The 22,394-nt window shown below is 72.5% G+C and carries 22 protein-coding genes; 18 read left to right on the top strand and 4 right to left on the bottom strand.

Annotated features, from left to right (window positions below; genetic code table 11):
• Nucleotides 1-390 precede the first annotated feature (390 nt).
• Together ACIBF7_RS19990 and ACIBF7_RS19985 are read left to right on the top strand one after the other, a co-directional pair.
• A complete protein-coding gene (locus ACIBF7_RS19990; protein WP_148030009.1) occupies nt 391-1,125 on the top strand; it encodes a sensor histidine kinase in 735 nt (244 codons plus the stop codon).
• A complete protein-coding gene (locus tag ACIBF7_RS19985) occupies nt 1,115-1,777 on the top strand; it encodes a response regulator transcription factor (protein ID WP_148030010.1) in 663 nt (220 codons plus the stop codon). The genes ACIBF7_RS19990 and ACIBF7_RS19985 overlap by 11 nt, the downstream gene beginning before the upstream one ends.
• A gap of 15 nt (nt 1,778-1,792) precedes the next feature.
• On the opposite strand, the gene ACIBF7_RS19980 is transcribed toward ACIBF7_RS19985, so the two are convergent.
• Nucleotides 1,793-2,746 (bottom strand): aldo/keto reductase, encoded by a 954-nt coding sequence (locus tag ACIBF7_RS19980; RefSeq protein ID WP_148030011.1) that lies wholly within the window; start codon nt 2,744-2,746, stop codon nt 1,793-1,795.
• Nucleotides 2,747-3,058: 312 nt separating this feature from the next.
• Between ACIBF7_RS19980 and ACIBF7_RS19975 the strand changes: the two genes are divergently transcribed.
• Both ACIBF7_RS19975 and ACIBF7_RS19970 read left to right on the top strand, forming a co-directional pair.
• Complete coding sequence (locus tag ACIBF7_RS19975; protein ID WP_148030012.1) at nt 3,059-3,763, top strand: 4'-phosphopantetheinyl transferase; 705 nt, start codon at nt 3,059-3,061, stop codon at nt 3,761-3,763.
• Nucleotides 3,760-4,605, top strand: coding sequence for a TIGR03621 family F420-dependent LLM class oxidoreductase (locus ACIBF7_RS19970; RefSeq protein WP_397197777.1), 846 nt, complete (start codon nt 3,760-3,762; stop codon nt 4,603-4,605). Before ACIBF7_RS19975 ends, ACIBF7_RS19970 begins: the two co-directional genes overlap by 4 nt.
• Here ACIBF7_RS19970 and ACIBF7_RS19965 read toward each other — a convergent pair.
• Nucleotides 4,586-5,968 (bottom strand): NDP-hexose 2,3-dehydratase family protein, encoded by a 1,383-nt coding sequence (locus ACIBF7_RS19965; protein WP_397197776.1) that lies wholly within the window; start codon nt 5,966-5,968, stop codon nt 4,586-4,588. The two genes, ACIBF7_RS19970 and ACIBF7_RS19965, sit on opposite strands and share 20 nt — an antisense overlap.
• A gap of 133 nt (nt 5,969-6,101) precedes the next feature.
• On the opposite strand from ACIBF7_RS19965, the gene ACIBF7_RS19960 reads away from it, so the two are divergent.
• From ACIBF7_RS19960 to ACIBF7_RS19950, 3 genes are read left to right on the top strand one after another with little or no spacing between them, the layout of a single operon-like run.
• Complete coding sequence (locus ACIBF7_RS19960) at nt 6,102-6,695, top strand: DUF1707 domain-containing protein (protein WP_148030015.1); 594 nt, start codon at nt 6,102-6,104, stop codon at nt 6,693-6,695.
• A gap of 18 nt (nt 6,696-6,713) precedes the next feature.
• Nucleotides 6,714-7,934 carry a methyltransferase domain-containing protein gene (locus ACIBF7_RS19955; protein WP_397197775.1) on the top strand — a complete coding sequence of 407 codons (1,221 nt, stop codon included), beginning with the start codon at nt 6,714-6,716 and terminating at the stop codon, nt 7,932-7,934.
• 40 nt (nt 7,935-7,974) lie between these two features.
• Nucleotides 7,975-8,547, top strand: coding sequence for a dTDP-4-dehydrorhamnose 3,5-epimerase family protein (locus ACIBF7_RS19950; RefSeq protein WP_397197774.1), 573 nt, complete (start codon nt 7,975-7,977; stop codon nt 8,545-8,547).
• Nucleotides 8,548-8,551: 4 nt separating this feature from the next.
• Here ACIBF7_RS19950 and ACIBF7_RS19945 read toward each other — a convergent pair whose 3' ends face one another.
• Nucleotides 8,552-9,652 carry a DegT/DnrJ/EryC1/StrS family aminotransferase gene (locus tag ACIBF7_RS19945; protein WP_397197773.1) on the bottom strand — a complete coding sequence of 367 codons (1,101 nt, stop codon included), beginning with the start codon at nt 9,650-9,652 and terminating at the stop codon, nt 8,552-8,554.
• A 185-nt stretch (nt 9,653-9,837) separates the two neighbouring features.
• Between ACIBF7_RS19945 and ACIBF7_RS19940 the strand changes: the two genes are divergently transcribed.
• Both ACIBF7_RS19940 and ACIBF7_RS19935 read left to right on the top strand, forming a co-directional pair.
• Nucleotides 9,838-11,025 carry a macrolide family glycosyltransferase gene (locus ACIBF7_RS19940; RefSeq protein WP_397197772.1) on the top strand — a complete coding sequence of 396 codons (1,188 nt, stop codon included), beginning with the start codon at nt 9,838-9,840 and terminating at the stop codon, nt 11,023-11,025.
• Nucleotides 11,025-12,464 carry a BTAD domain-containing putative transcriptional regulator gene (locus tag ACIBF7_RS19935; RefSeq protein ID WP_148030020.1) on the top strand — a complete coding sequence of 480 codons (1,440 nt, stop codon included), beginning with the start codon at nt 11,025-11,027 and terminating at the stop codon, nt 12,462-12,464. The genes ACIBF7_RS19940 and ACIBF7_RS19935 overlap by 1 nt, the downstream gene beginning before the upstream one ends.
• Nucleotides 12,465-12,733: 269 nt before the next feature.
• Here the strand turns inward: ACIBF7_RS19935 and ACIBF7_RS19930 are convergent, their stop codons facing one another.
• Nucleotides 12,734-14,299 (bottom strand): FAD-dependent monooxygenase, encoded by a 1,566-nt coding sequence (locus ACIBF7_RS19930; RefSeq protein WP_397197810.1) that lies wholly within the window; start codon nt 14,297-14,299, stop codon nt 12,734-12,736.
• On the opposite strand from ACIBF7_RS19930, the gene ACIBF7_RS19925 reads away from it, so the two are divergent.
• From ACIBF7_RS19925 to ACIBF7_RS19885, 9 genes are all read left to right on the top strand, one after another.
• On the top strand, nt 14,246-14,392 hold the full coding sequence (locus ACIBF7_RS19925; protein ID WP_261808894.1) for a hypothetical protein: 147 nt from the start codon (nt 14,246-14,248) through the stop codon (nt 14,390-14,392). The genes ACIBF7_RS19930 and ACIBF7_RS19925 overlap by 54 nt on opposite strands.
• Nucleotides 14,393-14,467: 75 nt before the next feature.
• On the top strand, nt 14,468-15,217 hold the full coding sequence (fabG, locus tag ACIBF7_RS19920; protein WP_187281015.1) for a 3-oxoacyl-ACP reductase FabG: 750 nt from the start codon (nt 14,468-14,470) through the stop codon (nt 15,215-15,217).
• 48 nt (nt 15,218-15,265) lie between these two features.
• Nucleotides 15,266-15,556 carry an acyl carrier protein gene (locus tag ACIBF7_RS19915; RefSeq protein ID WP_148030022.1) on the top strand — a complete coding sequence of 97 codons (291 nt, stop codon included), beginning with the start codon at nt 15,266-15,268 and terminating at the stop codon, nt 15,554-15,556.
• Entirely contained in the window at nt 15,553-16,041 is a 489-nt protein-coding gene (gene fabZ / locus ACIBF7_RS19910) for a 3-hydroxyacyl-ACP dehydratase FabZ (protein WP_148030023.1), read from the top strand. Before ACIBF7_RS19915 ends, fabZ begins: the two co-directional genes overlap by 4 nt.
• A gap of 3 nt (nt 16,042-16,044) precedes the next feature.
• Nucleotides 16,045-17,121, top strand: a complete 1,077-nt coding sequence (locus tag ACIBF7_RS19905) for an aminomethyltransferase family protein (protein ID WP_271279724.1) — start codon at nt 16,045-16,047, stop codon at nt 17,119-17,121.
• A gap of 33 nt (nt 17,122-17,154) precedes the next feature.
• A complete protein-coding gene (locus tag ACIBF7_RS19900; RefSeq protein WP_397197771.1) occupies nt 17,155-19,554 on the top strand; it encodes a beta-ketoacyl synthase N-terminal-like domain-containing protein in 2,400 nt (799 codons plus the stop codon).
• Entirely contained in the window at nt 19,551-20,279 is a 729-nt protein-coding gene (locus tag ACIBF7_RS19895) for a nitroreductase family protein (RefSeq protein WP_219548594.1), read from the top strand. The genes ACIBF7_RS19900 and ACIBF7_RS19895 overlap by 4 nt, the downstream gene beginning before the upstream one ends.
• Nucleotides 20,280-20,284: 5 nt before the next feature.
• Entirely contained in the window at nt 20,285-21,523 is a 1,239-nt protein-coding gene (locus ACIBF7_RS19890) for an NAD(P)/FAD-dependent oxidoreductase (protein WP_148030027.1), read from the top strand.
• The gene (locus tag ACIBF7_RS19885) at nt 21,520-22,389 is read left to right on the top strand and encodes an alpha/beta fold hydrolase (RefSeq protein ID WP_148030028.1); all 870 of its coding nucleotides are present in this window, start codon (nt 21,520-21,522) and stop codon (nt 22,387-22,389) included. The genes ACIBF7_RS19890 and ACIBF7_RS19885 overlap by 4 nt, the downstream gene beginning before the upstream one ends.
• The last annotated feature ends 5 nt before the right edge of the window (nt 22,390-22,394 follow it).

Raw genomic sequence — 22,394 nt, 5'->3', positions numbered from 1 at the left:
GGCCCACGGGCGGAGGGGACGTCAGTGGAGGGGGAATACAAGGCGGCCGATGATCCGGCGAGATGCGTGGAGGCCTGTCGGGACGAAATCCTGGCCGAATTCGAGTCGGCCCTGCTGACCGCCGGAAACGCGGCCTTCACTGCCTCTCAGGCCCGGCATCAGGCCCTATTGACCGCGCAGTACATCCTGGAGGACGTGGCCGCTACGCTACGCGCCGGAAAGGTTCAGGTAAGTAACCTCTACAAACATCACGCGCGGGAAGTCGGGAACGCGCGCGCGGCGGGAGGGGTTCATCCCGCCGCTTCTCTTGAGGCTGGCTCACTTTTCTTCGGCACCGCGGTCGCTCATCTCGCCCGGCGAATAGCCGCCGACTTCGATTCGCCCGCCGAGGTGCTGGCGCTGGCGGTCACCGGCATGGAGGAGAGCCTGTCGCGGCGCGTCCGCGAGGCCTCGGAGAGCTACCACGGCTTCCTGCTCAACCAGGTGCACCAGGCCCAGGAGGACGAGCGCCGGCGCATAGCGCGCGAGCTGCACGACCGGATCGGGCACGGCATCAGCGTCGCCCACCAGCAGCTGGCCCTGTCGGAGGTCTACCACGCCACCGACCCGGCGCGGGCCCTGGCCAAGATCGCGATCGTGCAGCAGGCCGTACAGGAGATCATGGAGAACCTGCGGCAGATCACCTCCGAGCTGCACCCCGCCGCCTCCGTGGGAAGCCTGGAGAAGTCGCTGCTGGCCTTCCTGGAGACCGTCGACGAAGACCGGATCTGCATCGGGCTCGACGTCAACGGCGACGAGTCGTGGGCCGAGCCGAGGTGCATCGACGAGGCGTTCCTCATCATCCGCGAGGCCGCGCGCAACGCGCTCACCCACGCCGAGGCGGCGGCCCTGTTCATCCGGGTGGACATCGCCCCCCACGCGCTGATCGCCTCGGTGCAGGACGACGGGCGGGGCTTCGACCCGGCGAGCGCCCGCGAGCACGGCGGTGTGGGACTGGCCTCGATGCGGGAGCGGGCCACGCTGCTCGGCGGCCGGGTCGCGATCTCCAGCGAGCCGCGCGGCGGATGCCTGGTCGAGCTGTTCATCCCGCTCAAGAGGCAGAGCGACGGCCCCGATGGTGGCTGACGACCTCATCATCACCATCGCCCTGGTGGACGACCACGCCCTGTTCAGGGAAGGGCTGCGGGAGATCCTGGAGTCCGTCGGCGACATGCGGATCGTCGGCGAGGCGGGCGACTCCATGTCCGCGGTGACCATGATCGCCGACACCTGCCCGGACATCGTGCTGCTGGACGTGGAGATCCCCGGCGACGAGGTCACCGAGACCGTGTCGCGGATCCGTACCCTGTCGCCGGACACCAGGATCATCATCCTCAGCATGTACGACGGACCCCAGCTGCTCAGCCGGCTGCTGGGCGCGGGCATCCGCGGCTACCTGCTCAAGAGCGTGCACCGGCACGAGCTGATCGCGGCGGTGCGCAGCGTGCACGAGGAGCCCACGAGGATCGTGCTCGCCGTCTCGCGCAACAGCGTCGCGCAGGTGGAGGCGACGGCCGCGCCCACGCTGACGGACAAGGAGCTGGAGGTGCTCCAGCTCGCGGCGCACGCGCTGAGCAACAGCCAGATCGCCCGCAAGCTCGGCCTGGCCGAGGCGACGGTGAAGCGCCACATGCGCAACATCTTCGTCAAGCTCAACGCGGTCTCGCGGATCGACGCGGTCAACAAGGCACTCGCCGCCTCCCTGATCGCGCCGCGCACCCGGGGCGACCTCGACTGAGGCGCCCGGCGCGCCTCAGAGCAGGGGAGCGGGCGACCGGCCGCCGGTGTCAGGGGGGAAGCCCTGGGGAGACAGCCCCGTCAGCCACTCGCGGGACTCGGGAGGCAGCTCGACCGCCGAGGCGGCGATGTTCATCTCCAGGTGCACCTGGTCGCGCGTGCTGGGGACCGGCACGATGTGCTCCTCGCGCGACAGCAGCCAGGCCAGCGCCAGCCGTCCCGAGCCCAGGTCGAGCCGCGCCGCCACGGCTTCGAGCCGCTGCAGCGGCCCGGCGTGCGACCGGAGCCGCTCGGGCCGGAACCTGGGGTCGGCGCGCCGCCAGTCGCCCGGGTCCAGGCGGTCGTCGGACCTGATGCGGCCGGTGAGGAAGCCGCGGCCGAGCGGGCGGGCGGCCACGACGGACACGCCCAGCTCGCGCGCCGTGGCGAGCAGCGCGGAGTCGACGCAGGTGCCCCAGAGGGAGTACTCGATGGCGAGCGCCGTGACCGGATGCACGGCGTGCGCCCGCCGGAGCTGGTCGGGAGTGCCGTTGGACAGCCCGATGTAGCGGATCTTGCCGGCCCGCACCAGGGCGGCCAGGCGGGTCATGCTGTGCTCGATCGGGACGCGGGAGTCCTGGCAGTAGAGGTAGTAGATCCCGACGTGGTCGGCGCCGAGGCGCTTGAGCGAGGACTCGCAGGCCTGTTCGAGATAGTCGGGCCTGCCGTCGAACTCCACCGGCTCCTCCGGCCCGCGCACGCGGGCCCCGCCGCGGGTGGCCACCACGACGTCGTCGGACCGCCCGGCGACGGCCCGGCCGATCAGGCGCTCCACCTCGCCGGCGGCGTAGAAGTCGGCCGTGTCGAGGAGGGTCACACCGGCGTCGAGCGCCCGGCGGACCACCCGTTCGGCCTCGGCGGGGTCGACGCTGCCGTAGGCGCCGCTCAGAGCCAGCGAGCCGAGCCCGATGTTCGAGATGAGAGGCCCCATCCGGCCTAGCCTCGTGTAACGCACCGAATTCCCTTCATGCGTCCATTATCGGGAACAGTTCCCGGTGAATCGCCGGTATTTTACGACCACTCGGGTGGAGCAGGTGCCGTGATTTGCCCGAGATGTGTTAAGCCACAGACTCCCCCTGCGGCAGTAGGGGTTTCAAGGGCGGGCCCGGCAGAGACCCCCCTATCAGCCCCCTAATTCTGGTGACAGAGGCGGAGGTCCTTCTTTCGGGGCCGCAGGAAATCGTGGTATTTCGTTACTGTGCGGGGGTTTCCCGCGGCGACGGGCGCGAGGAGGGAGATGCGGGTGATCGAAGCGATTCTGCCCGCGACGATCCACTCCTACGACGCCTTCGGCGACCCGCCCGACGCCGTGCTCCTGCCCGCCGAGGAAGAACTCGTCCGCCAGGTGGCCGACAAACGGCGCCAGGAGTTCACCACGGCCCGCCACTGCGTGCGCAAGGCCATGGAACGACTGAACCTGCCGCCGGTGCCCGTCCTCACCGGCACCTACGGCGAGCCCCGCTGGCCGGCCGGCCTCATCGGCAGCATCACCCACTGCGACGGCTACCGCGCCGCGGCCGTCGGCGCCGTCGGCGGGACCGTCGGCATCGACGCCGAGCCCGACGCCCCGCTGCCGTCCGGCGTGGAGGAGGCGGTGACCCTGCCCAGGGAGCGCGAGATGCTGCGCCGCCTGGCCGCCGAGCACCCGGGCCTCAACTGGGACCGCCTGCTGTTCAGCACCAAGGAGTCGGTCTACAAGGCGTGGTTCCCGCTGGCCAGGCGCTGGCTGGACTTCCAGGACGCGGCGATCGTGCTGGACCCGGAGCGCGGCACGTTCCACGCGCGCCTGATGGTGCCGGGGCCGCGCTGGCAGGGCCGGCCGCTGACCGGTTTCCACGGCCGGTGGACGGCCGGGCGCGGTCTCCTCCTCACCGCCATCGCCATGATCGAGCCCCGGGCCGCCGCCGTGCCCCGGCAGGCCCGCCGCTCCGAAGGAGCCGCCCGATGACCCCTCTGCGGTTCGGCGTCGTCCTGATCACCGAGGACTGCTCGGGGGCCGGATGGGCGGCCAAGTGCCGGCGCGCCGAGGCGCTGGGCTACGACGTCATCGCGGTGCCCGACCACCTGAACCTGCTCTCGCCCTTCCCCAGCGCGACGCTGGCCGCCGAGGCCACCGAACGGGCGGTCATCGGGACGTACGTGCTCAACGCCGCGTTCCACCACCCCGTCCTGCTGGCCAGGGATGTCACCACCACCGACCGGCTCATCGGCGGACGGCTGGAGCTGGGGGTCGGCACCGGCTACGTCAGGTCCGAGTTCGCGGCCCTGGGCCTGCCCGACGACCCGGCCTCGCGCGTCCGCCGCCTGGAAGAGCTGGTCGGCACGCTCGACACGCTGCTGCGGCACAAGGGGCCGCCGCTGATGATCGGCGGCCACGGCGACCGGGTGCTGCGGCTGGCCGCCCGCAGGGCCGAGATCGTCAGCTTCACCGGCGCCCCCTACCGGGCGGAGTACGGCAGGACGGCGCTGGTCGACGCGGAGACGCTGCGGCGGCGGGTCGAGTTCGTCCTGGCCGAGGCGGGGGCGCGCGCCCCGCGGATCGAGCTGAACGTGCTGTCCAAGGCCACGGTGCTGACCCGCGACCGGCGGGCCGGCGCGGAGACCGTCCGCCGCTACGCCCCGGACCTGCCGCCCGAGCGGCTGCTGGAGCTGCCGACGCTGTTCGTGGGGACGCCCGCGCAGATCGCGGAGCAGGTGCGCGAGCACCGGGAGAGGTTCCGCCTGTCCTACTTCACCGTGATGGAGCCGGCCATGGAGGACTTCGGCAAGGTCATCGAGCTGCTGCGGTGAGCCGCTCGTCGCGCGTCAGGCCGTGCAGGCAGGCGACGAGGGTGCGGGCCTCCACGTTGAGGTAGTAGCTGTGCCGCAGCAGCTCGTCCAGCTGGTGCAGGGCCAGCCAGCGGAAGTCCGGGTGGCCGGGCAGCGGGTCCTCGTCGGTCTCCACCACGAGGTAGCGGTTGCGCGCCCGGTAGAAGCGGCCGCCCTCCTCCGACAGCACCGTGTCGAAGCGCACGCTGTCCGGCCGGGCCGCCAGCACCTCCGTCAGCAGCGGCGGCCGGGCGCGCGGCGGCAGGTGGTCGTAGTTGCCGGGGGTGCACTGCACGGTCGGGGCCAGTTCCACCACGTCGGTGTAGCCGGGGTCGGCGCGCGCGTGCGCGAGAGCGTGCAGCACCCCGCCGATCCGCATGACCAGGAACGCGACGACCCCGGTGCCGACGGGCGCGATCATCGGCTGGTCCCAGCCGCCGACCTCGCGCCCGTGCGCCCGCACGCGCACCCCGATGACCTCGAAGAACCTGCCGGTGTCGTGCGCGATGCGGCCGCCGGCCCGCCGCCACCCGCGCAGCCGCCCGAGCGCCAGCGGCCTGGCCTGGATGTCGGTCGTGGAACGCAGGCCGCTCAGCCAGCTCAGGATCTCGCCCATGCCGTGCGCGGCCCGCCGCCCCGGCACGCGGGAGCGCGCCACGAGCGCGCCGAAGCCCTCGTCCCCGTCCCGCGCGCCGCCCTGGGGCGGCAGGCAGGCCAGGACCGTACGGGCGTCCATGTTCACCAGGTCGGGCACGGCCAGCAGCTCGTGCACGTGCCGCAGCGGCATCCAGCGGAAGCCCTCGGCCGCCGGCACGTGCGCGGCGACCTCGACCACCATGTTGCGGTTGCGCTTGCGGTAGAACCACGCGCCCTGTTCGGACTGGCGCACGTCGACGAGCACCCGGCCGCGCGGCTCGCGGAAGAAGCCGAGGTACGGCACCCGCCGCCCCTCGTGCACCCGCGTGTAGTTGCTCCTGGTGGCCTGCACGGTGGGCGAGAGCTGCGGTCCGCCCACGTTCCCCGGCTCGTTCTTGGCCTGCATCAGCAGGTGCGGCACCCCGTCCACGCGCTTGAGCAGGATGCCGAGTATGCCCGCCTCGGGCTGGTTGATGATCGGCTGCGTCCAGGAGGTCACCGGCCCCGCGGGATGCCGGACGTCGAGGCCCTCCACGGTGAAGAACCGCCCGCTCCGGTGGCGGATGTCGCCCGTCTCCGGGTCCTCCCGCCAGCCGGTCAGCTCGTCCAGGGGCACCCGCGTCGCCTGCATGAAGGTGTGACCGGCGATCTCCGCCAGCCAGCCGCGAACGTCGATGATGGCAGCCTCCTCACCCCTGGCCCCCGTCACGGCCGAACCTGTCACGGCGCGGCGACGCCGCTCAACCCCTACCGGCCCGGCCTCGGTCCCCTGTCGGGTCGGCCTCGGGGAAATAGGGGTTATGCGCCGGTGAGACCCTTCATAGCCTTCTAGGGTGGACGCCATGACCGAGCAGCCGGACATGCGAGCAAGCGACCAGGATCGCGAGAGAGTGGCCGAGATGCTCCGCGTCGCGGTCGGCGAGGGACGCATCACCCTCGAAGAGCTCAACGAGCGGGTCGACCGCGCCTACACCGCCATCACCCGTGGACAGCTGGAAGCGCTGGTGGCGGACCTGCCGCAGATCGGCCTGCCGGTCCCGGTCAGTCCCACGATGCCGCTGTCCGTCCCCACCACGGGCGGGCTGGAGTTGCACACCCGCAGCGGCAAGGTCGTGCGCCACGGACGCTGGTCGGTGCCCCCGTACATCAGCGCCAAGGCGGGCCGCTTCGGCACCGTGAAGATCGACTTCACCATGGCCGACTGCCCGCACCGGGAGATCGTGCTCGACGTGGAGATCACCTCCTGGTTCGGCGACGTGGTCGTCATCCTGCCGCGCGGCTGGCTGGTCCGTGAGGAAGGAGTCGTACGGCGCTGGATGGGCGCGGTCTTCAACCGCCCGCCCGTGCCGCTCGCCCACGACGGTGTCCTGATCCGGCTCACCGGATACGTGCAGACCGGGGACGTGTGGGTGCGCTACCGCCATCCCGAGGGCTGAACGATCATGGAGGAGCGCATGGAGTGCCGCGTCTGTTCAGGAAAGCTGCACGGGTTCGCCGACTTCGGGAGGCAGCCGCTCTCCGACCACTTCGTCCTCCCCGGCGACCCGGCGCCCGAGTTCTTCTTCCACCTGGCCGTCGGGGTCTGTGAGGACTGCTCGATGGCCCAGCTCCTCGAAGAGGTGCCGAGGGAACGGATGTTCCACGAGAGCTATCCGTACCTCTCCTCGGGGTCGGCGGTGATGCGCGAGCACTTCGAGGGCGTGGCGAAGCGGCTGCTCGCCACCGAGCTGACCGGTCCTGACCCGTTCGTGGTCGAGCTGGGCTGCAACGACGGGACCATGCTCAAGACCGTCGCCGACGCCGGGGTCCGGCATCTCGGCGTCGAGCCGTCCGGCGGGGTGGCCGACCTGGCGGCGGCCCGGGGCGTGCGCGTGCGCAAGGACTTCTTCGAGGCCGGCGTCGCCGCCGCCGTCCGCGCCGCGGACGGGCCCGCCGACGTGATCTACGCGGCCAACACGCTCTGCCACATCCCGTACGTGGACTCCATTCTGAGCGGGGCCGACGCGCTGCTGCGCCCCGGGGGCGTGCTGGTCTTCGAGGACCCCTACCTCGGCGACATCGTGACGCGCCGCTCCTTCGACCAGATCTACGACGAGCACTTCTACTTCTTCTGCGCCGCCTCCGTCCGCGCCATGGCCCGCCGCCACGGGTTCGAGCTGGTGGACGTGGAACGGCTGCCGGTGCACGGCGGCGAGGTCCGGTACACGCTGGCCAGACGCGGCGCGCGGACCCCCACCCCGGCGGTGGCCGCCCTGCTGGCGGAGGAGGAGGCCCGGGGGCTGACCGAACTCGCGACGCTGCGCGACTTCGCGGCCCGGGTCGCCGCCAACCGCGACGACCTGGTCGCGCTGCTGACGGGCCTGCGCGATCAGGGCGCCCGCGTCTACGGGTACGGCGCGACCGCCAAGAGCGCCACCGTGCTCAACTACTGCGGCATCGGCCCGGACCTGGTGGCGTTCGTCTGCGACACGACGCCCGCGAAGCAGGGCAGGCTCACGCCCGGCTCCCACATCCCGGTGCGCGGGCCCGAGGCGTTCGCCGACCCGTACCCCGACTACGCGCTGCTGCTCGCCTGGAACCACGCGGAGGAGATCATGGCGAAGGAGACCGCCTTCCGGGAGGCGGGCGGCCGCTGGATCCTGTACGTCCCCGAGGTCCACCTCGTGGGGGCCTGACCGTGGGTCCCGGCCGTGCGCGGCGGGCCGGAGGGCGCCCGTGAGGCACCGTGAGCTCGCCGTGACCGGCGCGTACGCGTTCGATCCGGACGTCTTCCGCGACGAGCGGGGCGACTTCGCCTCGCCTTACCAGGAGAGGGCTTTCGTGGCCGCGGTCGGGCGGCCGCTGTTCCCCGTCGCGCAGGCCAGCAGGAACGTCTCCCGGCGCGGCGTGGTGCGCGGCATCCACTACACGCTCACGCCGCCCGGCACCGCCAAGTACGTCTACTGCGCGGGAGGGCGGGTCCTCGACCTGGTGGTGGACCTGCGGGTCGGGTCGCCGACCTTCGCCCGGTGGGACCAGGTGGAACTGACCGCCGGCAACGGCCGCGCCGTCTACTTCCCGCCCGGCGTCGGCCACGCCTTCGTCGCGCTGGAGGACGACACCGTGGTGAGCTACCTGCTCTCGGCGGAGTACCGCGCGGAGAACGAGCTGACGCTCTCGGTGTTCGACGAGGAGATCGGGCTGCGGCTGCCCGCCGGCCCGCCGGCGATCCTCTCGGAACGCGACAGGACCGCGCGCACCCTGGGCGAGGCCGCGGCGGCCGGCCTGCTGCCGGAGTACACCTCCTGAGCTGTCACAGGACGTCGCGGAGCGCGGAGATGACCTTCTCCTGGAGGCCGGGCGGCAGCGACGGGTACATCGGCAGCGAGAAGATCTCCCCGGCCAGCGCCTCGGTGACCGGTAGGCTGCCCGGCGCGTGACCCAGGTGCGCGAAGCCCTTCATGGTGTGGACCGGCCACGGGTAGCTGATGTTGAGGTGGATGTCGTACCCGCGCAGCGCCTCGATGATCTCGTCGCGCCGCGGATGGCGCACCACGTACAGGTAGTAGGCGTGCTCGTTGCCCTCGGCGGTCTCGGGCAGCACCAGGCCGGTGCCGGCCAGGCCGTCGGCGTAGCGGGCGGCCACCGCCCTCCGGCCGGCGACGTAGCGGTCGAGCCGGGTCAGCTTGCGGCGCAGGATCTCCGCCTGCACCTCGTCCAGGCGGGCGTTGTGGCCGGGCGTCTCGACGACGTAGTAGGTCTCCTCCATGCCGTAGTAGCGCAGCCGCCGCAGCGCGCGGTCGATCTCGCCGTCGGAGGTGATCGTCGCGCCGCCGTCGCCGTAGGCGCCCAGCACCTTGGTCGGGTAGAAGGAGAACGCCGCCGCGTGGCCGATCGACCCCGCCGGCCGGCCGTGGTGGCGGGCGCCGTGGGCCTGCGCGCAGTCTTCGAGTATCACCAGGTCGTGGCGGGCCGCCAGCCGCTCCAGCGGCGCCATGTCGACGCACTGGCCGTAGAGGTGGACGGGCAGCAGGCACCGTGTCCGCGGCGTGAGGGCCGCCTCCACCTGGCCGACGTCCATCAGGTACGTCCGAGGGTCGACGTCGACGAAGACCGGGACCGCCCCCACCGCGTCGACGGCGACCACGGTCGGCGCGGCGGTGTTGGCCACGGTGACGACCTCGTCGCCCCTGCCCACGCCCAGCGCCTGCAGGGCCAGCTTGATGGCGTTGGTGCCGTTGTCGACGCTCACGCAGTGGCGCACCCCGTGGTAGGCGGCGAACTCCGCCTCGAAGGAGCGCACGCTCTCGCCCAGAATGAGCTGACCGGAGCGGAACACGGTCTCGACGGCGTCGATGATGTCGGCTCGCTCGGATTCGTATTCCGGTAGATAGTCCCAGACCCGCGTGGGCATCGTCGTCCTCCTCGCAATTGCGGCCAGGGTAAACAGCGCCGCGGGCCGCGCGGAACCCCTAGGAATGGGGGTGGAATCAGGGGGAGGCGAACCGCGGTGAGGGGGAGTTTAGGGGTGCTGCCTTCCGGCGGCCGATCATTAGCTTGAGTGAGCGACCGATACGCTGAACCAGCGGGAGAGTTGACATGACGCGGCACTTTCTTTTCATGTGTCAGCCCGATCACGGTCATGTGATTCCCCACCTTGCCGTGGTCGCCGAATTGGTCCGCCAGGGAAACCGGGTCACTTATTTGACCGCGCGCGCGATGGCGCCTCAGATCGAGAGCGCGGGCGCCACGGTGCTCTGCTACGACTCGGCCTACCAGTCGGTGGATCTGCGCAAGCTGGAGGACGACCCGCTGGGCCTGCTCTCCCTTTTCCTGGACGAGAGCGCGGCGATGCTGCGGGCGGCCGAACGGCTGCGCGACCGGCCCGACCTGATCGTCTACGACATCTCGATCCTGCACGCCGGCCGCGTCCTGGCCAGGAAGTGGAAGCTCCCGGCCACGCAGCTGATCCCGGTGTTCGCGTCCAACGCCCACTTCTCCTACCTCTCGTCCATCTACGGCGGGCAGGAAGCGGAGCGGGAGCTGCCCGGCTGGGTCGACGACATGCTCGGCAGGACGCGGGACCTGGCGCTCGCGCACGGCGTCGAGGCGGACCCGGCCGAGCTGTGGTGGGAGGTCCAGGACTCCAACCTGGTCACCCTGCCGCGCTCGTTCCAGTTCGCCGGCGAGACCTTCGACGAGCGGTTCGCGTTCGTCGGACCGTGCCTCGGAGAGCGCGCCTTCCTGTCCGGATGGGAGCCGCCGGGCGACGGGCTGCCGGTCGCGCTGCTGTCCTTCGGCACCGTCGCCAGCGGGCGCCCCGACCTGGTGCGCACCTGCGTGCGCGCCTTCGCCGAGCTGCCCTGGCACGGCGTGGTGACGCTCGGCGACGGCATGGACCCGGCCGAGCTCGGCCCGCTGCCGCCCACGATCGAGGTGCGCCGGTGGGTCTCCCACCTGCGCGTGCTCGAACACGCCTCGGTGGCGGTCACCCACGGCGGCATGGGCACGGCCATGGAGGCCCTCTACTGGGGCTGCCCGATGGTCGTGGTGCCGGCCACGGCCGTCGACCGGCCGGCCGCGCGGCGGATCGGCGAGCTGGGGCTCGGCCGGGTCGTCGAGCCGGCCGAGCTGACCCCGGAGAGCCTGGTCGACGCGGTCCTCGCGGTGGCGGCTGACCCGGAGTCGCGCCGCAACGCCGAGGCGATGTGCCGCGACATCAGGTCCGCCGGCGGCACCTCACGGGCCGCCGACGTGCTCCGGCGCCGCGCGGCCGGGGCCGCCTGATGGGCGCGCCGCTGTCCGGGCCCGCGCCGGGGCCCGCCTTCGAGTTCCGCGTGCTGGGGCCGCTCAGGGTGTTCAAGGACGGCGACGAGCTGCCGATGAGCGCCAACAGGGAGCTGGCCATCCTCGCCTGCCTGCTCCTCAACGCCAACCGGGTGATCAGCGTGGACCGGCTGGTCGAGGCGGTGTGGGCCGGCTCCGCGCCGCGCAGCGCCTGGCGGCAGGTCGCGATCTGCGTGTCACGGCTGCGCCGCAGGCTCGGCGCGGGCGTGATCGAGACCTCCAGCCCCGGCTATCTCCTGCGGGCGCCCGACGACAGCATCGACTGGCTCAGGTTCACCGCCATGGTGGCGCGGGCGCGCGAACAGGCCGCCCGCGACCAGCAGGGCGCCGTCACGCTGCTGCGCGAGGCGCTCGCGCTGTGGAGCGGCAGCCCGTTCGAGGACCTCAGAGGGCTGCGGTACGACGTCGCGCGGATGGCCGAGTGGCGGCTGGAGGCGCTGGAGACCTGCCTGGAGCTGGAGATCGAGCTGGGCAGGCACCATCAGGTGATCCCCGAGCTGCTCGCCCTGGTCGCCGAGTCGCCGTTCCGCGAGCGGGTGCGCGCCCAGCTGATGCTGGCCCAGTACCGCGCCGGGCGCCGGGCCGAGGCGCTGCGCACGTACCAGGAGACGCGGCGCTTCCTGCTGGAGCAGATCGGCCTGGAGCCGGGGCCCGCGCTGCGGCGGCTGCACGAGCAGATCCTGCGCGACGAGACCGCGCTGATGCGCCCGCCCGCGCAGCGGCCCGCCCCGGTCGTGCCCAGCCAGCTGCCGCCGCAGGTGCTGCCGTTCGTGGGCAGGGACGGGGAGCTGGCCGGGCTCGACGCCGCGCTGCGGCCCGGGCGGGAGGCGCCCGGCGCTCTTGTGGTCACGGGTCCGCCGGGGGTGGGCAAGACCACGCTGGTGCTGCGGTGGGCGCACGCCAGGATCGACTGGTTCCCCGACGGCCAGCTCTTCGCCGACCTCGCGGGCATCGAGGGCCACGCCGTGCTGGACCGGTTCCTGCGGGCGCTCGGCGAGCGTGACCTTCCCGCCGACCATGCCGAGAAGGTGGCCCTGTACCGCAGCCGGACCGCCCGCCGAAGGATGCTGGTGGTGCTGGACAACGCCGGCGACGGCGACGAGGTGGCGTCCCTGTTGCCGGGCGGGGCGGGCTGCCGGGTCGTGGTGACCAGCGCCGATCCGCTGGACGACCTGGTCGCCAGGCAGGGCGCGCACCGCGTGTTCCTCGCGCCGCTGGGGGAGGAGGCGGCGCGTGAGCTGGCGGACATGCTCGTGGGGGCGGCGGGCACGGCGCTCGGCCCCGAGGCGGTGACCGACCTCGTCGCCACCTCCTGCGGCAACCCGCTCTCCCTCCGCCTCGGCGCCGCCCGCCTCCGCACCCGCGTCGCCCGCGTCTGACCCGCGCGGCCGCTCCCTGCACCCGCGTCGCCCGCGTCTGACCCGCGCGGCGCTCCCTGCGTCCGCGTCGCCCGCGTGCGCCGCGCCCATGCTCTGCGCGCCCGCGTTCGGGGCGGCGCTGATCTGCGCGCCCGGGTCCGAGGAGCGCCTGATTTGCGCGCCCGCGTGCGCCGCGCCCGCGTCCGAGGAGCGCCTGATCTGCGCGCCCGCCTGCGCCGCACCCGCGTTCGGGGTGCCTTTGACCTGCGCGCTCGCGGTTGGGGCGGGTGTCAGTTTCGGGCGAGGATGGCCGAGAGCGCTGTGGACAGCTCTTGCGCCGCGTCGTGCGGAGGGGACGTGGTTCGCCAGGCGACGTGGCCGTCCGGGCGGATGAGAACCGCGCCGGTCTCGCCGACGCCGTACTCCTCTGTCCAGGTCGCCGAGTCGTACGCGCCGGTGGGGGAGATTTGGACCGTGGCCAGGTCGGCGCCGGTCTGGGCGGAGGCGCGCGCCCACGCGGGGGCCGCCGTCATCAGGGTGAAGCGGGGGCCGAGCAGGTCCAGGGTCGAGACCTGCCCGCCGGGGCCGGTCAGCCACACGTGGGGGGCGCGGTGGCCGGGCCGGGCCGAGGGGACGTAGGTGCGGTAGGGGTCGGCGGGCGCGGGCGCGGGGGTGCCGTCCGGGACCACGGCCGCGGACTCGTACGCGAAGCCGAGCACCAGCCCTTCGCAGCTGCGCCGGCCCGCCTGCTGGTCGACGGCCTCCCGCATGGACAGCCGCCCCTCCATCATGTTGAAGGTGATCAGGGCGTTGTTCAGGCTCTCGTCCACGGTCCACACGGCCACCGGACGCCGTTCGGCCGTGTAGGTGTCCAGCAGCGCCGGGCCCGCCGCGCCGCGCAGCACGGCGGCCAGCTTCCAGGCCAGGTTGTGGGCGTCCTGGATGCCGCAGTTCATGCCGAACCCGCCCTGGGGCGTCGCCACGTGCGCGGCGTCCCCGGCCAGGAAGACCCGGCCGGACTGGAAGCCGTCGGCGACCTTGGCCTGCTGCAGCCAGGGCATCACGCCGAGGATGGTGACCGGCAGGCCGGGCACCCCGACGGCGGTGCGCACGGCGGCCAGGCAAGCCTCCTCGGTGAAGTCGGCCGGGCTGCCGCCCTCCTCGGGCTCGTACCCGGTCTGCACCATCCACCGCCGCCCGCTGTCGACCGCCTCCACGGCGCACGGCGGGTCGCGCAGGAAGGACAGCGCGGCCCGCCGGTCGCGGGGCAGGAAGCCCAGGTCGGCCTCGAACATGATGCTGATCATGTGGCCGAGCACCGGCGGCCCTTCGGCCTTGATGCCGAGCGAGTCGCGCACCCCGCTGCGGCTGCCGTCGGCGGCGACCACGTACCGGCAGCGCACCAGGGTCTCCTCGCCGCCGCCCGAGACGACCGCCTCGACGCCGCCCGCGACCTCGCGCATCGAGGTCATGGTGGTGCCGAACCTGACCTCCGTCGCCGGCCCCGACTCGGCGGTGCGGCGCAGGATGACCTCCAGCAGGTCCTGGGAGCAGAGGAAGGTGTAGGTGGGGCTGTGCGGGGCGTCGCGCCGCAGCGCCGCCGCCGACCGTACGAAGTCGTCCGCGGTCAGCGAGCTGCCGACGCCCACGGCGAGGAACTCCTCGCGCGGCATTCCCGCGGCTTCCACCTCGTCCTGAATTCCCCACGAACGGAAAATCTCCATCGTGCGGGTGGTGATGAGCCGGGCCTTGGGGAAATGCGACGTCCCCTCGTGTTTTTCGACCAGCAAGGTGGATATTCCGTGGCGGGAAAGCTCGATGGCCGCGGACAATCCGACGGGCCCGCCCCCGACCACCAATACATCGGCCTCGCGCTGATCCATGGCGTCAGCATCGAATATGTCGATTACCTCAGTCAATGCGGGGATATCCGCATGATACAGGCGTGATATCCCCAGTTAGTAGCTTACATGGGGTAGATCCAGACAAGTCATTCTGCGATTGCCGAATTCCTGGAGACGCCGATGCTGTTCACCCAAGGCTCCGTGGCCCTGGTCACAGGGGGGTCGCGCGGGATCGGCCGGGCCGTCGCGCTCGACCTGGCCAGGGAGGGCGCCCACGTCATCGTCAACTACGCCAGGTCGGAACAGGACGCCAAGGAGGTCGTCGCCCTCATCGAGGAGGAAGGCGGCAGCGCGACGAGCGCGCGGGCGGACGTCACCGACGAGGAGTCGGTACGTCGCGTGTTCCGGGAGATCCGGGCCGACCACGGCCGCCTCGACGTGCTGGTGACCAGCGCCGGCATCACCCAGGACCGCTTCCTCATCGCCATGAGCCTGGAGCAGTTCCGCGGCCCGGTGGACACCAACCTCATCGGCACGTTCCTGACCTGCCGGGAGGCGCTGAAGCTGATGCAGCACCAGCGCAGCGGCTCGATCGTGACCCTGTCCTCCTCCAGCGGGCTGGACGGCGGCTTCCCCGGCCAGACGAACTACGTGGCCTCCAAGGGCGCCATCATCGCCTTCACGCACGCGCTGTCCAACGAAGCGGCCCCGCACGGCGTGCGGGCCAACGTCGTCGCGCCCGGGTTCGTCGCCACGGACATGACCCGCAAGGTCCCCGTCGCCATCAGGAAGCAGTACGAGTCGCGCATCCGCCTCGGCCGGATGGGCCGGCCCGAGGAGATCGCCTCGATCGTCAGCTTCCTGGCCTCCGACAAGGCGTCGTACATGTCCGGCTCGGTGGTCGTCGCCCACGGCGGCGGCCTCGGGTGAGCCGGCCCTCCCGACCCAAGGCACTAGGCCGTGTTCTTAGGAGAAATCATGACCATCGACGAACTGCGCGCGAAGGCCGCCGAACGCCAGCAGACCTGCGACCAGATCAAGAAGATGATCGTCTCGCGGCTCGACCTGGAGATCGAGCCGGGCTGGATCACCGACGACCAGCCGCTGTTCGGCCGGGGCCTGGAGCTGGACAGCCTCGACGTGCTCGAACTCTACGTCGCCATCGAGGCGGAGTTCGGGGTCGCGCTCTACGACAGCGAGATGGCCGTCTTCGGCTCGGTGTCGCGGCTGGCCGACGAGATCAACCCGGCGCTGCGGGCCCGGGGATGACGGTTACCGAGGCGAAGCCCGCCGGCCTGCGGCCGGTGAACGGGCTGACCCACGACCAGATCCGCGCGGTGCTGCCGCACCGCTGGCCGATGCTGCTGCTGGACCGGGTCGGCAAGGTGGAGCCGGGGGTCAAGGGCACGGCCACCAAGAACGTCGCCGGCACGGAGCTGTGGTTCCAGGGCCACTTCCCGAACGAGGCGGTGCTGCCCGGGATCGTGATCGTCGAGGCGCTGGCCCAGCTCGCCGGCGTGGTCTTCGCCCTGGCCGGAGCCAGCGAGATCAGCTACCTGGCGGGCGTCAGGTCGATGCGCTTCCGGCGCCCGGTCGTCCCCGGCGACCAGCTCGCCCTGACGGCCGAGCGGACTGGAGGCGGCGGCGGATTCGCGGAGTTCCGCGTGTCGGCCCGGGTAGCGGGCCAGGTGGCCGCCGAAGGAATTCTCACGATCGCCGATCCGGCGGGTCAACGTTCTGTGCGAAAGGTGTGAACCATGACCAACGTCCTCGCGGCCACGCATCCTGAGGGCACCGTCTACGGCGAGATCGGCGACGCGACCGTGCCGCTGCGTTTCTCGGCCTCGCCCGAGGCGCTGTCGGAGGAGTACACGGCGCTGAGGGAACGCGCCGCGGTCATCGACCTCGGCGGGCACCGGCTCATCGAGATCACCGGCCCCGCCGCGGTCGAGTTCGCCCAGCGGGTGCTGGCCCGCGACGTGGAGTACCTCACCTCCGACCGCTGCATGATGAGCCTCGTCCTCGACGAGGACGGGCGGATCGTGGACCAGGTGATCGCCTTCGGCCGGGAGGACGGGATCCTCCTGGAGAGCTCCTGCGGCGCGGGCGCCCGCCTGCTGGAGCACCTGCGGGCGCGGAACGACGAGGGCGCCGAGATCGCCGACCGCTCGGAGGACCTGGCGATCGTCGGGCTGGAGGGCCCGTACGCCTGGGGCGTCGTCGGCCGGTTGATCGACGCCGAGCTGGCCTCGCTGCCGTTCGAGTCCGTGGCGGAGGCCACCTGGGACGGCGTGGACGTCGTCTTCGCCAGGACGGGCTTCACCGGCGAGTACGGATACCAGATGATCGTGCCCCGGGAGTCGGCCCCGGGCCTGTGGAGCCTGTCGGTCGAGCACGCCCGCCCCGCCGGGCAGGAGGCCCTGGAACTGGCGATGCTCGAGGTCCGCCAGCCGATGCCGCGCCACGAGGCCACCCCGGGCGCCTCGGTGATCGAGATCGGCGCCAACTGGCTGGTCGACATCACCAAGGAGTCGTTCGTGGGCCGCGAGGCCGTGCTGGAGGCGTTCGAGTCGGGCGCCGGGCGCTCCACCGTCGGCTTCACCTGCGCGGTCGGCGTGCCCGCACCGGGCACCCGGCTCATGGCGGGCGACCAGGTCATCGGCGAGGTCGTGCACGCCGTGCACAGCGTCGGGCTGAACGCCACCCTCGGCCTGGCCCGCGTGGACCGCGACCTGGCCGCGGCCGGGCTCGAACTGTCGGCCGGCGGCGTCGGCGTCACCACGCTCACCAGTCCCTACATCGTCCCCAAGAGCTGGAGCGTGCCGATCATCTGATCGGCCGGCCCGCTTCTCGTGAAGGAGACATCCATGGCGCTGCGGCCCGTCGTCGTCACCGGCCTGGGCATCATCTGCGCGGCCGGTCGCGACCCCGCGGACTTCTGGCTCCGGCTGACCAGCGGCAGCGGTGGCCTCACCCCCGTGCGGGACGAGGCGTACGCGGTGTTCGAGGCCAGGCACGCGGGTCAGGTGCCCGACGAGTGGATCACGTCGCAGCTGCCGGACGCCGACGCCTCTCTCGACCGTACCGCCCAGCTGGCGCTCGTCGCCGCGCGCCAGGCGATGGCGGGGCTGACGGCCGCCGACCCCGGGCGGTTCGGGATCATCCTCGGCAAGTGCCAGGCGACACCGGACCAGGCGGGGCGCTACCAGCCGATGCACCGCACCGGCGACGTGGTCGCCGAACGGCTGGGCCTGCGCGGGCCCCGCATCCTGGTCTCGACCGCCTGCGCGGCCGGCGGGAACGCGGTCGGCCTCGCCAAGGACAAGATCCTGGCCGGCGAGGCGGACGCCGTCCTGGCCGGCGGCGTGGACCCGCTGCTGTTCGGCACGTACGCGGGCTTCGCCGGGCTGCAGGCGCTCAGCACCGGCCCGTGCCGCCCCTACAGCCGCTCCGACGGGCTCAACCTGGGCGAGGGGGCGGCCTTCCTGCTGCTGGAGCCGCTGGACCTGGCCCTGGCCCGGGGGGCGGTCCCGCTCGCCGAGGTCGCGGGCTACGGCCTGTCGGCCGACGCCTACCACGCGACGGCGCCCGACCCGACCGGCAGGGGAGGGGCCGCGGCCATGCGCCGCGCGCTCGCCGACGCGGGCCTGTCGCCCGGCGACGTGCACTACGTCAGCGGTCACGGCACCGGCACCCCGGCCAACGACGCCATGGAGGCCAAGGTGATGCGCCTGGTGTTCGGCGAGCGCGCCGGGCAGGTGCCCACCAGCAGCATCAAGTCCTTCCTCGGTCACACGCTCGGCGCGGCGGGCGCGGTCGAGGCGGTCGCCGCGGTGCTGGCGCTGCGCCACGGAGTAGCCCCGCCCACCATCGGCTTCGACGGGGAGCCCGCGGCCACCGACCTGGACTTCGTGCCGAACGTGGCCCGGCCCATGGACATCGAGACGGTCGTGTCCAACAACTACGCGTTCGGCGGCAACAACGTCTCCCTCGTGCTGACGCGGCCACGCGGGCCGCGCGCGTACGAGGACCCGCCCCGCAGGGAGGCGGTGATCACCGGGCTGGGGCCGGTCACCGGCGCGGGCACGGGCATCGCCGAGGTGAGCGCCGCCATCTCGGCCGGGCTCCGCGCGGCGGGCCGCCCGCCGTCGCTGGACGGGCGGACGTACGCGCCGCGCTCGCTGTGGCGGCACATGAACCGGCTGTCCCGGATGGCGATCGCGGCCTCGCGCCTGGCGTGGGAGGACGCGGGGCTGAAGCTGCCCAGGAAGGCGCTGGACGACGTCGGGCTCATCTTCGCCACCGGCGCGGGGTCGGCCGAGAGCACCGGCGGCTTCGACGAGAGCATCGCGCTCAACCCGAACAAGCCGGCGGTCCTGAGCTTCTCCAACGTCGTGCTGAACGCCACCGGCGGAGCCGTCTGCCAGACGCTTGGCCTGCGCGGGCCGACCACCACCATCTGCAACGGCGGCGCGTCGGCCTCGATCGCGCTCGACTGCGCCCTTGAGCTGATCAGCGCGGGCAAGGCCGAGGTGGTCCTGGTGGTCGCGGCCGACGAGCGGCCCGGCGAGGCGTTCGGTGACCCCTCCGACCCGCCGACCCCGTACGAGACAGGCGCTGCGGAGCCGGTGCCGGGGTCGGCGGCGGTGGCCTTCGTCGTCGAGTCCGCCGACCACTGCGCGGGCCGCGGCGGCCGGGCCTACGCCCGGGTACTCGCCACCACCCACGCCACCCACGACCCCACGGACGCCCATGTCCCGGCGGGCGCGCGAACCGCTGAATCTCTCAGTTCGCCTACAGAAGCGGTCGGTGCGGGAGGGGCGACGTCCGTGGCCACGGCGGAACTCGCGGTCTCCGCGAAGTCGCCGGACTCCGGGACCTCCCCCATCTCCTCGACCTCCGCAATGGGCGGGGTGGCGCGAGGGCTGGGGTTGCGGGCGGGGGTGGTGGTCGGGGTGGGTGCTGGTTCGTCGCGGGACGGCGAGGAGGCGGCGGCGGTGCTGGGGACGGCGGGCGGGGTGCTGACCTCGTCGGCCGCGCTGATCGGCGACTGCCAGGCGGCGAGCGGGGCGATGAACATCGCCATGGCCGCGCTGGCCGTCCGCGACGGGATCGCGCCCGCGCTCACCGGGCTCGCCCGGCCGGTCGCCGGTGACCTCGGCCGGTATCTGACCGATCCCGTGCTGCCGGGGCCGGTGGAGCAGGCGCTCGCGCTCACCGCCGCCCCCGGGTCGGTGTCGGGCGCCGTTCTGCTGGGGGCGGTATGAGCACACCGCCCTTCGACGTGGCCGAGACCGACCGGCTGCTGACGACGACGCGGTCCGTGCGCCGCCGGCTCGACCTGGACCGGCCGGTGCCGCCCGAGATCGTACGGGAGGCGCTGGAGGTCGCGGTGCAGGCGCCGACGGCCAACAACCACCAGAACTGGCGCTGGCTGGTGATCACCGAACCGGCGGTGAAGGCGAAGCTGGCGGAGATGATCCGCTCGTCCTGGACCTTCCACCGCAACGACATCTGGACCAACGCCGGCCGCCGCCGCAACGACGCCCGCGCCAAGCGCAACTACGCCTCCGCGCTCGCGCTCACCGAGACGCTCGAAGCGGTGCCGGTCCTCGTCATCCCGTGCGTGCTCGGCCGACCGCCGGACATCGCGGCCATCAACGAGGCGTGGCGGGTGCGGATGGCGGACAAGGTCGCGGAGGACCCCGGCCACCTGGTGCGGCACGGCGAGACCAGGGCCAGCATCTTCTACGGCTCCATCTTCCCGGCCATCTGGTCCTTCCAGCTCGCGCTGCGCAGCAGGGGCCTCGGCAGCACCATCACCTGCCTGCACGTCCCCCACGAACGGGAGGTCGGGCGCCTGCTCGGCATCCCGTCGGGGGTCACGCAGGTGTGCATGATCCCGGTCGCCTACACCCTGGGAACCGACTTTCGCCCGGCTGAGCGCTACAGCGCGGAGGAACGCACCTACTGGGAGAGGTGGGGGAGTTGACACACGTGTCCGAGCAGCCCGACGTCGTCATCGTGGGCGGCGGCATCGCCGGAGCGTCCGCGGCCTGCAAGCTGGCGGCGGGCGGCCTGTCCGTGGTGGTGCTGGAGAAGCAGGAGGCCTACAAGGACCTGGTGCGCGGCGAGTGGCTGGCGCCGTGGGGTATCAGGGAGGCCCGCCGCCTGGGAGTGGAGGACTGCTTCTGGGACGGCGGCGGCTGGGAGATCCGCGAGTGGATGACCTGGGACGAGGCGGTCGCCGACGACGAGGTCGAGGCCGTGGACATGACCGGTTTCATCCCCGGCTTCGGCGGCCCGATGGCCTTCCCGCACCACGCCGTGTGCGAGCTGATGTCGGAGCAGGCCGTGGCCGCCGGCGCCCGGCTGGAGATGGCGGCCGCCAAGATCACGGTCACGCCGGGGCCGCGCCCGGTCGTCTCGTACGGCACGCCGCTGGGCCCGCGCGAGCTGCGCCCCCGGATCGTGCTCGGCGCGACCGGCCGGGGCTGCACGGTCGGCCGCCAGGTGGGCATCACGATGCGCAACTCCATGCACCACTGGGGCGGCGGCATGATGGTCGAGGGCATGGACGGCTGGCCGCCCGACGTGCAGGCCATGGGCACCGAGGGCGACGTCATGTTCATGGTCTTCCCGCAGGGTTACGGCCGGGCCCGCCTCTATCTCAACTTCCCCACCGTGAACAAGCACCGCTACCGGGGGCCCGGCGGCGTGGACCGGTTCCTGGCCGCGTACGAGCTCAAGTGCCTGCCCGACCACGGCAAGGCGGTCACCGCGGCCACGCCCGCCGGGCCGCTGTCGGTGTGGCCGTCGGTGTCCAGCGTCCCCGAGGGGCCGCCGCTGACCGAGGGCGTGGTGCTGATCGGCGACGAGGCCGGCAACGCCGACACCGTGCTCGGCACCGGCCTGTCCTGCGCGCTGCGCGACTCCAGGACCGTCTGCGACATCCTGCTCGGCTCGGCCGACTGGTCGCCTGCCGCCTTCGCGCCGTACGTCGAGGAGCGGGAGTTCCGCCTGGAGCGGCTGGACTTCGGCGCCTCCATCATCAGCAGGCTGCACGTCGAGTTCGGGCCCGCCGCCGTCGAGCGCAGGCGCCGGGTGCGCCGGCTGATGGCCAGGAACTTCGCCGCGCAGGTGACGGGACTGCTCAACATGGTCGCCCCCGAAGAGGTGCCCGAGTTCGGCTTCAGCGAGTTCTTCGCTGAGCGGTTGTTCAGGGAGACGGCATGATGGAGAAGAAGACGGTCCACGTCAACGGCGTCGACCTCGCCTACGTCGACGAGGGCGAGGGCCCTCCTGTCGTGCTGCTGCACGGCTTCCCCGATTCCTCCTACCTGTGGCGCAACCAGATCCCCGCGCTGGTCGAAGGCGGCTTCCGGGTCATCGCGCCCGACCTGCGCGGCTTCGGCGACTCCGGCAAGCCGCAGGAGGTCGAGGCGTACGGGATGCAGACCATCGTCAACGACGTCGTGGCGCTGACGATGGAGCTCGGCGTGAGACGGCCGCACCTCGTCGGCCACGACTGGGGCGCGGCCATCGCCTGGATGTACGCCTTCCTCATGCCGCGCAGGATCGACCACCTGGTGGCCCTGTCGGTCGGTCACCCCGGCGTCTTCGCCACGCCGTCGATCGAGCAGCGGGCGGCCTCCTGGTACATGCTCTTCTACCAGTTCCCCGGCGTGAGCGAGGAGCTGCTGCGCCGCAACGGCTGGCGGCTGTTCAAGGAGATCATGGGCAGGGACGGCGACCACGACCGCTACCTGCGCGACCTGGCCAGGCCGGGCGCGCTGACCGCCGGGCTCAACTGGTACCGCGCCAACCGCTCGCCCGCCTCCGAGCTGCGGATCACCCGCCGCTTCCCGCCGGTGCTCGCGCCGGCCCTGGGCATCTGGGGCGCGGGCGACAAGGCGCTGCTGGAGGAGGGCATGGCCGCCTCCGGCAAGTTCGTCAAGGGGCCCTGGCGCTACGAACGGATCGAGGACGCCGGGCACTGGCTGCCCCTCGACGCCCCCGACCAGGTCAACAAGCTGCTGCTCGGCTTCCTCGGTACCGAGCGGCCGGCCCACGAGGAGCGCCGGCCGCGCCGCCGCCTGTGAATGGA

It is taken from the genome of Nonomuraea sp. NPDC050478, assembly GCF_044458265.1.
Lineage (GTDB): Bacteria > Actinomycetota > Actinomycetes > Streptosporangiales > Streptosporangiaceae > Nonomuraea > Nonomuraea ferruginea.
The sequence above is the reverse complement of the archived record's forward strand: the minus strand, read 5'-3'. Positions and strand labels throughout refer to the sequence as shown.

Coding starts and splice junctions, on each gene's coding strand:
- ACIBF7_RS19985 (WP_148030010.1), top strand. CDS start 1,115: ATGGTGGCTGACGACCTCATCATCACCATCGCCCTGGTGGACGACCAC.
- ACIBF7_RS19970 (WP_397197777.1), top strand. CDS start 3,760: ATGACCCCTCTGCGGTTCGGCGTCGTCCTGATCACCGAGGACTGCTCG.
- ACIBF7_RS19955 (WP_397197775.1), top strand. CDS start 6,714: ATGGAGTGCCGCGTCTGTTCAGGAAAGCTGCACGGGTTCGCCGACTTC.
- fabZ (WP_148030023.1), top strand. CDS start 15,553: ATGACGGTTACCGAGGCGAAGCCCGCCGGCCTGCGGCCGGTGAACGGG.
- ACIBF7_RS19895 (WP_219548594.1), top strand. CDS start 19,551: ATGAGCACACCGCCCTTCGACGTGGCCGAGACCGACCGGCTGCTGACG.
- ACIBF7_RS19905 (WP_271279724.1), top strand. CDS start 16,045: ATGACCAACGTCCTCGCGGCCACGCATCCTGAGGGCACCGTCTACGGC.
- ACIBF7_RS19940 (WP_397197772.1), top strand. CDS start 9,838: ATGACGCGGCACTTTCTTTTCATGTGTCAGCCCGATCACGGTCATGTG.
- ACIBF7_RS19980 (WP_148030011.1), bottom strand. CDS start 2,746: ATGGGGCCTCTCATCTCGAACATCGGGCTCGGCTCGCTGGCTCTGAGC.
- ACIBF7_RS19935 (WP_148030020.1), top strand. CDS start 11,025: ATGGGCGCGCCGCTGTCCGGGCCCGCGCCGGGGCCCGCCTTCGAGTTC.
- ACIBF7_RS19945 (WP_397197773.1), bottom strand. CDS start 9,652: ATGCCCACGCGGGTCTGGGACTATCTACCGGAATACGAATCCGAGCGA.
- ACIBF7_RS19915 (WP_148030022.1), top strand. CDS start 15,266: ATGACCATCGACGAACTGCGCGCGAAGGCCGCCGAACGCCAGCAGACC.
- ACIBF7_RS19900 (WP_397197771.1), top strand. CDS start 17,155: ATGGCGCTGCGGCCCGTCGTCGTCACCGGCCTGGGCATCATCTGCGCG.
- fabG (WP_187281015.1), top strand. CDS start 14,468: ATGCTGTTCACCCAAGGCTCCGTGGCCCTGGTCACAGGGGGGTCGCGC.
- ACIBF7_RS19885 (WP_148030028.1), top strand. CDS start 21,520: ATGATGGAGAAGAAGACGGTCCACGTCAACGGCGTCGACCTCGCCTAC.
- ACIBF7_RS19960 (WP_148030015.1), top strand. CDS start 6,102: ATGACCGAGCAGCCGGACATGCGAGCAAGCGACCAGGATCGCGAGAGA.